Consider the following 13,727-nt stretch of genomic DNA (forward strand, 5'->3'; position numbering starts at 1 on the left):
AATGAGCCAGCGCATCGTCAGTTTCGTCATGAGCGGCGGCGTCGGCTCGCGGCTCTGGCCGCTGTCGCGAGAGGACAATCCGAAACAGTTCCACGATTTTTCCGGCGACGGCTCGATGCTGGCCAAGACCTTGCGCCGGCTGGCGGCGCGGCCGGGAGGCGCCACACCGATCTTCCTGATCGCTTCGGAGCGTCATGCCGAGCGCGTCCATGCCGACCTTGCCGGTCTCGATCTCGCAGGCGGCGGACCGCTCTTCGAGCCCACGGGACGCAACACCGCCGCCGCGGTCGCGCTCGCCAGCCTGCGCACGCTTTCCGAATATGGTGACCAGCTGGTGTTGGTGGTGCCGTCCGACCATGAGATCTCCACCGCGAGCCAATTCTGGCAGAGCATCGAGGCGGGCGCCGCTGCGGCCAGTGCAGGTCGCCTGGTGGTGTTCGGCATCAAGCCGACTCAGCCCGAGACCGGCTATGGCTATATAGAGGTCGCGGCCGACAAGGCGGGCGTGTTCGACGTTTCACGCTTCGTCGAAAAGCCCGATCTCGCCACTGCGCAAAGCTACATCGACGCCGGCAATTTCTACTGGAACACCGGCATCTTCCTGTTTCGCGCCGGCGCTATGCGCGACGCCTTCGCCGCCTTCGAGCCGAAGATCTGGCAGGCGACGGAAGTTGCCTATCACGCGGCGACCAGCGATCTATCCGGCCTCTATATGCCGCTGGAGCTCTACGCAGCCATCCCCTCGACCTCGATTGACTACGCCATCATGGAGCGAGCCAAGGACATCGCCATGGTGCCGGCCGGCTTCAGCTGGAGCGACCTCGGCTCCTGGCAGTCGCTGCTTGATGTCGGCCCGTCCGACGAGCAAGGCAATATCATCGTCGGCGACGTCGTCGCCATCGATTGCGAGAACTCCTACATCCGCGGCGACGGTCGTCTGCTGTCGGCCATCGGCATGAAGGATGTGGCCATCGTCTCGACGGCCGACGCCACCTTCATCGCTCCTGTCAACCACAGCCAGCACGTCAAGAAGATCGTCGAGCAGCTGGAGAAGTCCGGCCGGCTCGAGACGAGGTTCACGCCGGCGCATGACCGCGTCATCGAGAGCGGCGCCTGGCGCCGGCGCGTGCGCCACTGGCTGTTCGACGAGACGCTGCCCTTGTGGTCGACGACCGGCGTCGACGAGCGCCATGGCGGCTTCCACGAGGGGCTGGGCTTCGACGCCACCCCGCTGATGAAGCCGAAGCGCATGCGCACCCAGGCACGCCAGGTCTATGCCTTCGCGGTCGCCAAGGAGCGCGGCTGGGAAGGCCCGGCTGACCGGCTGATCGCTCATGGCATCGACTTCATGGCAGGCCGAGGCCGCACGGATCGAGGCGGCTGGGTGCGCACGCTCAACATCGACGGCTCGGTCGCCGATCCGGTCGAGGACGCCTACGACCATTCCTGCGTGCTTCTGGCGCTGGCGCATGCCCATATGTCCGGCCACCCCGATGCTTTGCGGTTGGGGGAGGAGACTTTTGCTTTCCTCGATGCCCACCTCGAGGACAGCCGCATGACCGGCTTCCTTGAAACCTCGTACGGCGCGGGCGAGCGGCGATCCAACCCGGGCTTTCCTTGCCTGGCACCAGGCGACCGGCGAGCGCGCCTATCTGCGCCGCGCCGCGCGCATCATCGACCTCTTCCGCAGCCATTTCTTCGACGCCGAAAGCTGGACGCTGGGTGAATATTTCGACGACAGTTGGAAACCGGTGCCGGGCGAGAAAGGCAGATGGACAGAGCCTGGCCATCATTTCGAATGGGCCTCGCTGCTCGTCGATTTCGCCGCCCGCAGCGGCCAGACCGAGCTCAATGGCTTAGCCCGCAAGCTCTATGCGTCGGCGGTCGCCAACGGCCTCAATCGCGCCACTGGACTTGCCTATGGCGCCGTTTCGCGCCAGGGCCTGCCGCTCGACACGGTCTCGCGCAGCTGGCCGCAGGCCGAAGCCATAAAGGCGGCGATCGCGCTCGACGGTTCGGGCGGGCCCGACCTCAAGCCCGAGATCGAGGCGCGCGTCGGGAGGCTGTTCCGCTGGCACATCGACCCAGCGCCGCTTGGATTGTGGATCGACCGAATCGACGAGCGCGGCCGCTCGCTGGCCACCGACGTGCCCGCCAGCATCTTCTACCATCTGGTCTGTGCGCTGACGCAGTATCTGGACGGGACGGCGGAGAAGGCGTGAGGCAGCAACGGCGCTATGTATCGCTATCTTGGTCGAAAATGGCATCAATGTCACGAGCACCATGCAGGACTCGTTCAATGCGTACATCATCGCCTTCAGCCACGTAGAAAACTACATAGTGCTGGAACGGAATTGATCGCAGGTTTGGCATTAGCCAGGATCGGAGTGCGCCGCCGCGTGGTGCGTTGGCAATGCGTTCACACCGTGCACTAAGCGCGGCCACAAAACGCCGAGCCGCGGCTGGGTTTTCAGCATGGATATAGTCGCCGATTTCCTCGACATCCCTTGCGGCGGCAGGTGAGAATGTAACAGCCACTACTTGTGGCTTTTGTCGCGGTACTTCGCCTCCAGCCGGTCAAGAACCTCCGATGCCGGAATGCCGGGGCCGCTTTCCTTCCCCTTGCGGATATCTTCACGCAAAGCAGCAAGCTTCGCCTGCCGCTGTTCCTCGCGCTCCTCTAACAAGCGCAAGCTGTCGCGCACGACCTCGCTGGCGCTCGCGTAGCGACCGCTTTCCACAAGTTCGCGTACCAGTGCCTCGTAGCGGGAGCCGATATTGTAGCTTGCGGGCATGGCATTCACCTTTGGATACTATTCATTCTTATCAATTTATGATAAGCAGCCAAGCCGGGTTTGCCAAGTCAATACGGGCTCGCCACGTCCCCCGTCTCGACATAGACCGCCTTGAGTTGCGAGTAATGCGCCAGCGCCGCCAGCGAGTTCTCTCGGCCGATACCCGACTGCTTGACGCCGCCGAAGGGCATTTCCACCGGCGTCAGATTATAGGCATTGATCCAGCAGGTGCCGGCCTGCAGTTCGGCGATCACCCGGTGGGCGCGCGGCAGGTCGCGCGTGAACACACCCGCCGCCAGGCCGAATTCGGTGTCGTTGGCGCGTTCGATCACCTCGTCCTCGCTGTCGAATTTGAGCACGCTCATCACCGGCCCGAAAATCTCCTCGCGCGCGATGCGCATGCCGTCGGTCACGCCGGTGAACACCGTCGGCTCGATGAAGAAACCGCCCTCGAAACCCTGCAGCGACGGCACGTTGCCGCCGCAGGCAAGTGTCGCCCCTTCCTGCTTGCCGGTTGCGATGTAGGAGACGACCTTGTCTTGCTGCGCCTTGTTGACCAGCGGCCCCATCTGCGTTTCCGGGTCGAGCGGATCGCCGATGCGGATTTTCTTGGTGCGCTCGACCAGCCGGTCGACGAAGCGGTCATGCAGGCCCTTCTGCACGAAGACACGCGTGCCGTTGGAGCAGATCTGGCCGGTAGAGTAAAAATTGCCGAGCATGGCACCGCCGATGGCGTTTTCGAGATCGGCGTCGTCGAAGACGATCACCGGCGACTTGCCGCCAAGTTCCATCGTGGCGTGCTTCATCTTCGAGCCGGCAAGCGACAGCACCTTGCGGCCGGTCGGCACCGAGCCTGTTACCGAAACCTTGGCCACCACATCGTGCCCGACAAGGCCGGCGCCGACATCGCCATAGCCTTGCACGACGTTGAACAGTCCGTCGGGCAGGCCGGCCTCTGAATAGATCTCGGCCAGCGCCAGCGCCGAGAGCGGCGTGTTCTCCGACGGCTTGAACACCATGGCGTTGCCCATGGCGAGCGCCGGCGCCGACTTCCAGCCGGCGATCTGGATCGGATAGTTCCAGGCTCCGATGCCGACACACACGCCGAGCGGCTCGCGCCTCGTGTAAGCGAAGGGGCCGCCGAGATCGATCATCTCGCCGTTGAAGGCCGCGATCGCGCCGGCGAAATATTCGAGGCAGTCGGCGGCCGAAGGAGCGTCCGCCACCAGCGTCTCCTGGATCGCTTTGCCGGTGTCGAGCGTCTCGATCCGGGCGAGATCGGCATTGCGCGCCCGCAGAATGTCGGCTGCGCGACGCAGGATGCGTCCGCGCTCGACCGGCTTCATCCGCGCCCAGGCCGGCTGCGCGGCGCGCGCCGCCTCGATCGCCAGCTCAAGCACGTTCGGCGTCGCCGAATGCAGCGTCGCGATGGTCTCGCCCGTCGCCGGATAGATCACCGGCAGCGGCGCGCCGCCTTCGTCCTCGATATAGCGGCCGTTGACATAATGCGATGCCGTTGGCTGGGCGCGCATGGTCTTCTCCGTTCGTAATCGCTGGGCGGGGAGGGCGCCCCGCCGGATCATGCGCTATCTGTCTGCCACCTGCCAGCGCGGATTGATCCATGGTTCCTGGTTGGACGGCGCGAGCGGCGCCCGCCCGAGGATGTGATCGGACGCCTTCTCGCCGGTCATGATCGAGGGCGCATTGAGGTTGCCGTTGGTCACCCGCGGGAAGATCGAGGAATCGGCGACGCGCAGGCCCTCGACGCCGATGACCCGGCATTCCGGATCGACGACGCTTGTGAGGTCGTCGGCGCGGCCCATCCTGCAGGTGCCGCAGGGGTGGTAGGCGCTCTCGGCATGGTCGCGGATGAAGGCGTCGAGCTCGTCGTCGGTCTGCACGTGGCTGCCCGGCGAAATCTCCTTGCCGCGGAAACCGTCGAAAGCCTTCTGGCCGAATATCTCACGCGTCAGCCGAATGCAGTGGCGGAACTCGCTCCAGTCGTCCGGATGCGACATGTAGTTGAAGCGGATCACCGGCTTGGCCTTGGGGTCCGGCGAACGCAGCGTCACCGAGCCGCGCGACTTCGAGCGCATCGGCCCGACATGCGCCTGGAAGCCGTGCGACTTCGCCGCCGCCTTGCCGTCATAGCGCACCGCCGCCGGGATGAAGTGGTACTGGATATCGGGGTAGTCGACGCCGGCCTGCGAGCGCACGAAAGCCGCCGCCTCGAAGTGGTTGGTGGCGCCGAGGCCAGACTTGAAGAACAGCCACTGCGCGCCGATCATCGCCTTGGAGAAAGGATTGAGCACCGAATTCAGCGTGATCGGCCTGGTCGCTTCCTGCTGGATGTAGAGTTCAAGATGGTCTTGCAGATTGCCGCCGACGCCCGGCCGGTCGGCAATGACCTTTATGCCGTTTTCCTGCAGATGCGCGCCGGGGCCGATGCCGGACAGCATCAGGATCTTCGGCGAGTTGATCGACGATGCCGCAACGATCACCTCACGTCGCGCCTTAACGAACTGAATCTGTTTGTTAGCTTCGATCTCGACGCCGATGGCGCGTTGATTCTCGATCACCACGCGGCGGGCGAAGCCCTTGAGCAGACTCACGTTTTTGCGCTTCAGCGCCGGCTTCAGATAGGCGTTGGCGGCCGACCAGCGGCGGCCCCCCCAAATCGTCTGCTCCATCGGACCGAAGCCTTCCTGCTTCGCTCCGTTGTAGTCGTCGGTGAGCTCGAAGCCGGCCTGGCGGCCGGCCTCGATGAAGGCGCCGTAGAGCGGGTTCTTGCGCGTGCCGCGCTGCACATGCAGCGGGCCGCCATGGCCCCGCCAGCCGTTCTCGCCGCCGCCATTGGAATCCTCCATGCGCTTGAAATAGGGAAGCACATCGGCGAAGCCCCAGCCGGTCGCGCCCTGGTCGGCCCAATGGTCGAAGTCGCGCGCATGGCCGCGCACATAGACCATGCCGTTGATCGACGATGAGCCGCCGATCACCTTGCCGCGCGGGGTCGCGAGCACGCGGCCGCCGAGATGCGGTTCCGGCTCGCTGGCGAAGCCCCAATCGTACAGGCTCATGTTGAGCGGGATCGACAGCGCCGACGGCATCTGGATCAGCGGCCCGATATCGCTGCCGCCGAACTCGATGACGATCACCGAGTGCTTGCCGTCCTCCGACAGCCGGTAGGCCATGGCCGAGCCGGCGGAGCCGGAGCCGATGATGACGAAATCCGCTTCAAGCATTGTTCATATGCGCCATAAAGTCGGCGAGCGAGACATTGCCGCCGGTAGCCACAACGAGGACGGTTTTGCCCGCCACATTCACTTTGCCGCCCAGCAGCGCGGCGAGCGACGCCGCGCCCGAAGGCTCCAGCACCAGCTTCATCCGCTCGAAGGCGATTTTCATTGCCCGCCGCACCGAGGCGTCGTCGACGGTGACGCCGCGAACGCCGGCGGCACTCACCGCGGCGAAGGGCGCCTCGCCGGGCTTGCGCGCCATCAATCCGTCACAGATCGATCTCGGCCCGATCGGCATGGTCTCGATCGCGCCATGCGCCAGCGACGAGCCCATGCCGTTGAAGCCCTCGGGCTCGACGGCGATGATCTCGGTCTTCGGCGACAGATAGTGGAAGGCGAGCGAGACGCCGCCGATGAGCCCGCCGCCGCCGACCGAGCAGAACACCAGATCGGCATGCACCTTCTTCGCCGCCAATTGGTCGAGCGCTTCGAGTCCTGCGCCCGCCTGGCCGGCGACGATCTCCGGATCGTCGAAGGGATGCAGCAAGGTGAGGCGCTCGGTCTCGGCGATCTCGCGCGCCTTGTCGGCCGCAACTTCCTCGCGGGCGCGATCGCCATGGTCGGTGAGCACCACGCGCGCGCCATAGCCGGCGGTCGCGTCGCGTTTGGCGGCGGGAGCGTCGATCGGCATGACGATGGTGACGGGAATGCCGAGCGCCTGGCCGGCGGCTGCCAGTCCTTGCGCGAAATTGCCGGAGGAATAAGCGACGACGCCCTTCTTCGCCTCATCGGGCGACAGCCGCTTCAGGCGCCAATAGGCGCCGCGCACCTTGAAGGAGCCGGCCCATTGCAGCGATTCCGGTTTGACGAAGACGCGCGCAGCGCCCGTCTCCCGGGCAAGGGCGGCCGACTCCAGCAGCGGCGTCACCTGCGTGGCCGCGGACGTCACGACATAGGCCTGCTTCAGGTGGTCGAGGGTTGGAACGAGAATGTCAGCCATCATTCGCCTCTCGGAAAGCGCTTCTGTTCTTCGAGATTGTCGAGGTTCATGTGATTGCGCATGTAGCGCTCCGATGCCTTCTGCAGCGGCTGGAAATCCCACGGGTAATAGGCGCCGTTGCGCAGCGCCGGGTAGACAACCCAGCGGCGCGCCTGGCTTTCGCGCACGGCGGCATCAAAATCGGCCATGTCCCAGCGCGCCCTGACCTTTTCCATGAACGCCGCCACCAGGGCAGCGTTCGCCGGATCGTCGGCCAGGTTGTCACGCTCGAGCGGATCGGCTTCGAGATCGAACAGTTGCGGCGCGTCGAGCTCGCAATGGACAAATTTGTATTGGCCGTCGCGGATCGCGACCAGCGGCGCGTAGGAGCCTTCGGCGGCATATTCCATCAACACCGGCGCTGTGCGCGACTTGCCGTCAAGCAGCGGCAGAAGCGACTCGCCGTCGGTCCATGGCGCGATCGCGGCGATGTCGATCCCGGCGAGGTCGCAAAGCGTCGGCGTCACGTCGAGATTGGAAACCGGCGCCTCGATGAGGCCGGCCGGAACGCCGTTGCCGGCGATCATCAGCGGCACGCGCACTGAACCCTCGAAGAAGCTCATCTTGAACCACAGGCCGCGCTCGCCCAGCATGTCGCCGTGATCCGAGCAAAACAGGATGGTGGTATCGTCGAGCATGCGGGTGCGCTCGAGAACGTCCAGAAGCTCGCCGAGCTTGTCGTCGACATAGGAAATGTTGGCGAAGTAGCCGCGTCGCGAGCGCCGCACCTGCTCGGGCGTGATCTCGAAGGAGGCATAGTCGCTGGCGCGATACAGGCGCTGCGAATGCGTGTCCTGCTCGTCATGCGGGATGAATGGTGTTTCCGGATCGAGCGCCTGGCAGTTCTCGTAGAGATCCCAGTACTGCTTGCGCGCGACATAGGGATCGTGTGGGTGCGACAGTGAAACCGTGAGGCACCAGGGCCGGCGGCCCGGATCGTCCTGCTCGCGCGAAAGCTGGTAGAGCTTCTGCTCGGCCAGGAACACGACCTCGTCGTCATACTCCATCTGGTTGGTGGTCTCGGCGACGCCGGCGCCGGTGACCGAACCCAGATTGTGGTACCACCAGTCGATGCGCTCGCCGGGCTTGCGATAGTCGGGCGTCCAGCCGAAATCTGCGGGATAGATGTCGGTGGTCAGCCGCTCCTCGAAGCCGTGCAACTGATCCGGTCCGACGAAATGCATCTTGCCGGACAGGCAGGTGTAGTAGCCGGCGGCACGTAGATGATGGGCGAAGGTCGGGATCGAGGACGTGAACTCGGCTGCATTGTCATAGACGCCGGTTCGCGACGGCAGCTGGCCGCTCGTGAAGGAGGCGCGGCCCGGCGCGCAGAGCGGCGAGGCGGTGTAGTTGTTGGCGAAACGCGCCGAGCGGGCGGCGAGCGCCTTGAGATGCGGCACATGCAGGAAATCCACCGGCCCATCGGGGAAGAGCGTGCCGTTGAGCTGATCGACCATGACGATCAGGAAATTGGGTCGCCGGGTCGTCAAGGTAGGCTCCGTCCGTTGAGCTTGGTTTCGAGATAGTCTTCGACGAGCGCGATCGCGCTTTGCGCGTTGGGCACGCCGTCCTTCAGCGCGCGCCGGATGTAGAGCCCGTCGATCAGGGCCGCGGTCGCTTCGGCGACGCGATCCGCCTCGACCCTCGGCAGGATGCCGGTCAGCCCGCTCATCAGGTTGGAATGCAGCCGCCTGGCATAGACGCGAAGCAGCCGCCTTAGGGCGGAAGACTGCTGCGCCTCGACATAGAAGGCGAGCCACGCGGCTATCGTTTCGGCCTGGAACTGATCGTCGGAGAAACTGACGGCGACCACGGCCGAGACGCGCTGGCGCGCTGTCGCGGCAAGTCGCAGTGCGCGCCGCGTGTCGGCGTTGAGCTCGGCAAGGATGTGCCGCATCGTGGCGAACAGCAGTTCGTCCTTGGCGCCGAAATAGTGGTGCGCCAGCGCCGAGGACACACCGGCGCGCCCGGCGATCTCCGACATCGTCACGTCCAGCGAACCGCGTTCGCCGATCGCCGCGATCGTCGCGTCGATGAGCGCCTTGCGGCGCAAGGGTTCCATTCCGATTTTCGGCATTTTGGGATCCGGTTCGGTGGCAGATTATTTTTTATTGACGGATCAATCAACAAAAAATTGGCGTCGGGATCAACCAATCGTGTCGCTCTGGCCCATCCGTCGGACTGGAAAAAAGTTCACCGTTGAACAATATTGAATGATGGCCGCGGCAGGAATGTGCTAGGCTGCGCGGCAAATGGAGGTTGCCATGACCGCATGCATCGTCGGCTGGGCGCATTCGCGCTTCGGCAAACTCGAAGGCGAGACGCTGGAGGGCCTGATCACCAAGGTCGCCGTAGACGCGCTCGACCATGCCGGCATCGGTCCGGACGATGTCGACGAGATCGTGCTCGGCCATTTCAACGCCGGCTTCTCGCCGCAGGATTTCACTGCGAGCCTGGTGCTGCAGGCGGACGACCGGCTGCGCTTCAAGCCGGCGACGCGCGTCGAGAACGCCTGCGCCACCGGTTCGGCCGCGGTCAGGCAGGGCATCCGCGCCATCGATGCCAATGCTGCCCGCATCGTGCTGGTGGTCGGCGCCGAGCAGATGACGACCACGCCCGGTCCGGACATCGGCAAGAACCTGCTCAAGGCTTCCTATCTGCCCGAAGACGGCGACACACCGGCTGGCTTTGCCGGCGTCTTCGGCAAGATCGCACAGGCCTATTTCCAGCGCTATGGCGACCAGTCGGATGCGCTCGCCATGATCGCCGCCAAGAACCACAAAAACGGCGTCGACAATCCTTATGCGCAGATGCGCAAGGATTTCGGCTACGAGTTCTGCCGCCAGGAGAGCGAGAAGAATCCCTTCGTCGCCGGGCCGCTGAAGCGCACCGACTGCTCGCTGGTCTCGGACGGCGCTGCCGCGCTGGTGCTCACCGACACCGCGACGGCGCTGAAGATGCGCCGCGCCGTCACCTTCCGCGCCAACGAGCATGTCCAGGATTTCCTGCCGATGTCGAAGCGAGACATCCTCGCCTTCGAGGGCTGCGAGCGGGCCTGGGAACAGGCGCTGAAGAAGGCGGGCGTCACGCTCGACGACCTCTCCTTCGTCGAGACGCATGACTGCTTCACCATTGCCGAGCTCATCGAATATGAGGCGATGGGTCTTGCGAAACCCGGCGAGGGCGCGAAGCTTGCGCTGGAAGGCGTGACGGCCAAGGACGGTCGCCTGCCGGTCAATCCCTCCGGCGGCTTGAAGGCCAAGGGCCACCCGATCGGCGCCACCGGCGTGTCGATGCATGTGCTCACGGCGATGCAGCTCACCGGGGAGGCCGGCGGCATCCAGGTGCCTGGGGCAAAACTTGGCGGCATCTTCAACATGGGCGGAGCGGCGGTGGCCAACTACGTTTCCATTCTCGACCGGATCAGGTAGAAGCGGCCCGCAATAAAGCGGCGCCCTCTGGGCGCGCGAGCGGGAGACAGCATGACAAATCCGGTTCTGGTCGAGGTTCTGCGCGGCGCGGTGGTCGAGAGCGCCCATCGCGGCGCGGTCAGCGTCTTCGACGCCGACGGCAAACCCGTCTTGGAAATCGGCGACACGGCGCGCCCGGTGTTCCCGCGCTCGGCCGTGAAGGCGATCCAGGCGCTGCCGCTGGTCGAGAGCGGCGCGGCCGATGCCTACGGCTTCGGCGATCGCGAACTGGCGCTCGCCTGCGCCTCGCATTCCGGCGAGCCTGCGCATGTCGAACTAGCGCAAGCGATGCTCGCCAAGGCGGGCCTGGATCGGACGGCGCTCGAATGCGGCGCGCACTGGCCGTCGAGCCACGATGCCACGATTGCGCTGGCGCGTGCCGGCGACTTGCCGAATGCCCTGCACAACAACTGCTCCGGCAAGCATTCCGGATTCCTGTGCACCTGCGTGCACGCGGGCATCGCGCATCGCGGCTACGTCAAGGCCGGCCATGCGCTGCAGGAGATGGTGCGCGACGCCATGCAGTCCGTGACCGGGGCCGCGCATGACGTCGACCATTGCGGTACCGATGGCTGCTCGATCCCCACTTACGCCGTGCCGCTGAAGAGCTTCGCGCTCGGCTTTGCCCGCATGGCGACGGGCAGGGGCTTTGCGCCCGAGCGCGCCAAGGCGGCGAAGCGGCTGCTCTCGGCCTGCATGGCCGAGCCGTTCCTGGTGGCCGGCACCGGCAAAGCGGACCTCGCGCTGATGCAGGCCGCTCCGGGGCGCATCTTCGTCAAGACTGGCGCCGAGGGCGTCTATTGCGCGTCGTTGCCCGAACTCGGCCTCGGCATCGCATTGAAATGCGATGATGGCGCCAGCCGCGCCTCCGAGGTGATGATCGCTGCGGTGCTCGCAAAACTGCTGCGCAGCGACGAAGCGCTCGCGGCAAAACTCACCGAGATCGCCCGTCCGCCGATCGAAAGCCGCATCGGCGCCAAGGTCGGCTCGCTGCGACCGACGCCGGCGCTGAACTAGAGTTTGTTCAGCTCACTTTGTTGCGCTCGACGGTGAGATGCGCGTAGCCGGTATCGGCTGATCGGGCGAGGTCGCCGGTCACCGGCTCGGCCCAGCGCTGGCCGATGATGGCGCCGTTCGGCGCGCCGTCGATGACATTGTCCGAAATGACGGTGCTGCCTGAGCCCTCGACAACGGAGACGACGATGCCCGTGCCCGCCTTACGGATGATGTTTCCTGTTGCCACGACGTTGCGCAGATAAGGTCCCCAACCGAGCTGAATGCCGTAGAGCGGCGCGTTCTCGACGACGTTGCCAGAGACGGTGGTGTCGGCCTCGGCGCTTATGCCGACGCCGAAGCCGGGCGGGTCGGCGGTGTAGGGGCCGACCGTCGAGAGGTTGCGCACGATGTTGTTCGAGCAGACCGCCATGCGGCCGCCCTCGTTGAAATTGACGATCGAGATGCCGTTGGCGGCACCGTCGACCAGATTGTTGCTGAGGATTGCGCCCTCGAAGGAGAATTCCGAATAGATCCCCGTCTCTCCCGATCGCGAGCAGGTGTTGCCGGTGATCTGCAGATTACTGGAACTGTTGGCGCGGATCGCCGTGAAGGCGCAATCCGAGACGATGTTGCCCGAGATGATGACATTGCCGGCGCGGAAGGCGTTGATGCCGTTGCCGTTCTGGCCGGTGCCGCCGCTCCTCGCGCCGATGCGCTGCACGCGGTTGCCGCTGACGATGGTGCCGTCTTCCGCCTGTTGCCAGCGATGCACCAGAATGCCGCCGTTGGCGCAGTCGGAGACGGTATTGCCCGAGATCTCCAGCCCGCCCGCCTCGACCGAATAGATGCCGGCATCCGCCGCGCCCGAAATGTCGGAGCGCCCGACGCGGCCGGTCACATGCTCCAGCGCCAGCCCGTTCTTGCCGCTGCCGGTGACCTGGCAATTGTCGATGGCGAGATGGGCGACGCGACGCAGATCGAGCAGTCCTTGCGTATAGTCGGCCAGCCAGCGGTTGCTGCCGTCCAGCACCAGTCCGCTGAGCTCGATATGCTCGGCCTGTTCGGCCATCATCAGATGGCCGTTGCCGCCATAGACGATGCGCGTTGCGCCGGGCACGCCCGACAGACGCACGCGCGCCGGCAGCTTCAGGTTGGAGACAAGATAGGCGCCGGGCGGCAGGAACACTGGCGCGTCGCGGTCGCTGGCTTCAGCGAGCATCTTGCCGAAGGCCTTGCTCTGGTCGTCCAGCGCGCCCGGCTGCACGCCGATTTCGATGGCATTGATCGAGCCGCGCATCGCGGCCATCTCGATGCCGGGCAACATCTTCGCCGATGCCTTGCCGGCAAAGAGTCCGGCGGCGGCAAAGCCGGCGGTCCGGGCAAGCAGCGTTCGTCTGTTCAACATCGGCACAGGTCCTGGCGTTTCGCCGGGTTCGTCGCAGGATTCGTGCCAAGGCTGGCTCGCAGGCAAATCGCTTGTGCAGTTGCCTCACCAAGCCTAAGTTGATGTTATGAGTAGAGCTTTCACACGCGAAGAAGACAGCGAAAACGCCATTGCCGGCGTCGGCGAGAGGCCGATCAGCACGCACCGGAATCTGGTGACGGAGCGGGGGCTGGCGATGATCGAGGAGAATCTCGCCGAGCTGCGAGATCAGATGGCCAAGGCCGAAAGGAAGGGCGACCGCGAGCGCCTCGCTGTCGTGTCGCGCGACCTGCGCTACTGGACCGCGCGGCGCGAGAGCGCCGAGCTTTCCGTGCCCGAGCCCGGCAGCGACGTGGTCCGCTTCGGCATGGGGGTCACACTGGAAAACGATGACGGCAAAAAGGTGCATTGGCGCATCGTCGGCGAGGACGAGGCCAACCCGTCGAAAGGCAGCATTTCCCACGTCTCGCCGATGGCCATGGCGCTGTTCGGCAAGAAGGTCGGCGAGGTCGCCGCCGTCAATGGCAAGGAATGGGAGATCGTCAAGCTCTCGGACAAGGCGGAGAACTAGTCTTCGAGCGCAGAGATTTTGACCGGTCAGCTATGCTTGCGTTGGCAGGTCGCACGCCTTGGCGATTGGCCGAAACGCCCGTTCCGTCGTCATGTATGGACGGCCCCTCTTGGGCAAGAGGCAAAATAGCGGCGACGGCGTCAGTCTGGAGCGGTCATGTATTCGGCCTTTGGTGCGGTCGAGTGCGATGACCGCTG

At 65.1% G+C, this 13,727-nt stretch carries 11 protein-coding genes and 1 pseudogene; 4 read left to right on the forward strand and 8 right to left on the reverse strand.

All coding sequences use genetic code 11. The annotated features are described in order from the left end of the window. Position 1 precedes the first annotated feature (1 nt). Positions 2-2,222 (forward strand): annotated as a pseudogene (locus RFN28_RS26870) (AGE family epimerase/isomerase). A 13-nt stretch (positions 2,223-2,235) separates the two neighbouring features. Here RFN28_RS26870 and RFN28_RS26875 read toward each other — a convergent pair. The 7 genes from RFN28_RS26875 to betI all read right to left on the reverse strand — a co-directional run bounded on the left by RFN28_RS26875 (position 2,236) and on the right by betI (position 9,147). Then, the gene (locus tag RFN28_RS26875; protein ID WP_320290198.1) at positions 2,236-2,538 is read right to left on the reverse strand and encodes a type II toxin-antitoxin system RelE/ParE family toxin; all 303 of its coding nucleotides are present in this window, start codon (positions 2,536-2,538) and stop codon (positions 2,236-2,238) included. Continuing rightward, positions 2,538-2,795 (reverse strand): type II toxin-antitoxin system ParD family antitoxin, encoded by a 258-nt coding sequence (locus tag RFN28_RS26880; protein WP_320290199.1) that lies wholly within the window; start codon positions 2,793-2,795, stop codon positions 2,538-2,540. The genes RFN28_RS26875 and RFN28_RS26880 overlap by 1 nt, the downstream gene beginning before the upstream one ends. Positions 2,796-2,863: 68 nt before the next feature. Continuing rightward, positions 2,864-4,327, reverse strand: coding sequence for a betaine-aldehyde dehydrogenase (betB, locus tag RFN28_RS26885; RefSeq protein ID WP_320290200.1), 1,464 nt, complete (start codon positions 4,325-4,327; stop codon positions 2,864-2,866). 54 nt (positions 4,328-4,381) lie between these two features. Continuing rightward, positions 4,382-6,037 carry a choline dehydrogenase gene (betA, locus tag RFN28_RS26890; protein WP_320290201.1) on the reverse strand — a complete coding sequence of 552 codons (1,656 nt, stop codon included), beginning with the start codon at positions 6,035-6,037 and terminating at the stop codon, positions 4,382-4,384. Continuing rightward, the gene (locus RFN28_RS26895; RefSeq protein WP_320290202.1) at positions 6,030-7,034 is read right to left on the reverse strand and encodes a threonine/serine dehydratase family protein; all 1,005 of its coding nucleotides are present in this window, start codon (positions 7,032-7,034) and stop codon (positions 6,030-6,032) included. Before RFN28_RS26895 ends, betA begins: the two co-directional genes overlap by 8 nt. Next, positions 7,031-8,560, reverse strand: a complete 1,530-nt coding sequence (betC, locus tag RFN28_RS26900) for a choline-sulfatase (RefSeq protein WP_320290203.1) — start codon at positions 8,558-8,560, stop codon at positions 7,031-7,033. The genes RFN28_RS26895 and betC overlap by 4 nt, the downstream gene beginning before the upstream one ends. After that, entirely contained in the window at positions 8,557-9,147 is a 591-nt protein-coding gene (betI, locus tag RFN28_RS26905; protein WP_320290204.1) for a transcriptional regulator BetI, read from the reverse strand. The genes betC and betI overlap by 4 nt, the downstream gene beginning before the upstream one ends. 187 nt (positions 9,148-9,334) lie before the next feature. Here betI and RFN28_RS26910 point away from each other — a divergent pair, with 187 nt between their 5' ends. Both RFN28_RS26910 and RFN28_RS26915 read left to right on the forward strand, forming a co-directional pair. After that, positions 9,335-10,501, forward strand: coding sequence for an acetyl-CoA acetyltransferase (locus RFN28_RS26910; protein ID WP_320290205.1), 1,167 nt, complete (start codon positions 9,335-9,337; stop codon positions 10,499-10,501). Between the two features lie 51 nt (positions 10,502-10,552). Continuing rightward, positions 10,553-11,557, forward strand: a complete 1,005-nt coding sequence (locus RFN28_RS26915) for an asparaginase (RefSeq protein ID WP_320290206.1) — start codon at positions 10,553-10,555, stop codon at positions 11,555-11,557. Between the two features lie 7 nt (positions 11,558-11,564). On the opposite strand, the gene RFN28_RS26920 is transcribed toward RFN28_RS26915, so the two are convergent. Continuing rightward, entirely contained in the window at positions 11,565-12,941 is a 1,377-nt protein-coding gene (locus RFN28_RS26920) for a TIGR03808 family TAT-translocated repetitive protein (RefSeq protein ID WP_320290207.1), read from the reverse strand. 106 nt (positions 12,942-13,047) lie between these two features. On the opposite strand from RFN28_RS26920, the gene greA reads away from it, so the two are divergent. Next, on the forward strand, positions 13,048-13,530 hold the full coding sequence (gene greA / locus RFN28_RS26925; RefSeq protein ID WP_320290208.1) for a transcription elongation factor GreA: 483 nt from the start codon (positions 13,048-13,050) through the stop codon (positions 13,528-13,530). Positions 13,531-13,727 lie beyond the last annotated feature (197 nt).

Origin of the sequence: Mesorhizobium album (genome assembly GCF_033977205.1) — a bacterium.
Lineage (GTDB): Bacteria > Pseudomonadota > Alphaproteobacteria > Rhizobiales > Rhizobiaceae > Mesorhizobium > Mesorhizobium album.

Excerpts from the sequence above, each read along its gene's own strand:
- betB (WP_320290200.1), bottom strand. The coding sequence starts at position 4,327 with ATGCGCGCCCAGCCAACGGCATCGCATTATGTCAACGGCCGCTATATC.
- RFN28_RS26880 (WP_320290199.1), bottom strand. The coding sequence starts at position 2,795 with ATGCCCGCAAGCTACAATATCGGCTCCCGCTACGAGGCACTGGTACGC.
- RFN28_RS26910 (WP_320290205.1), top strand. The coding sequence starts at position 9,335 with ATGACCGCATGCATCGTCGGCTGGGCGCATTCGCGCTTCGGCAAACTC.
- RFN28_RS26920 (WP_320290207.1), bottom strand. The coding sequence starts at position 12,941 with ATGTTGAACAGACGAACGCTGCTTGCCCGGACCGCCGGCTTTGCCGCC.
- RFN28_RS26915 (WP_320290206.1), top strand. The coding sequence starts at position 10,553 with ATGACAAATCCGGTTCTGGTCGAGGTTCTGCGCGGCGCGGTGGTCGAG.
- RFN28_RS26895 (WP_320290202.1), bottom strand. The coding sequence starts at position 7,034 with ATGATGGCTGACATTCTCGTTCCAACCCTCGACCACCTGAAGCAGGCC.
- betI (WP_320290204.1), bottom strand. The coding sequence starts at position 9,147 with ATGCCGAAAATCGGAATGGAACCCTTGCGCCGCAAGGCGCTCATCGAC.
- betA (WP_320290201.1), bottom strand. The coding sequence starts at position 6,037 with ATGCTTGAAGCGGATTTCGTCATCATCGGCTCCGGCTCCGCCGGCTCG.
- greA (WP_320290208.1), top strand. The coding sequence starts at position 13,048 with ATGAGTAGAGCTTTCACACGCGAAGAAGACAGCGAAAACGCCATTGCC.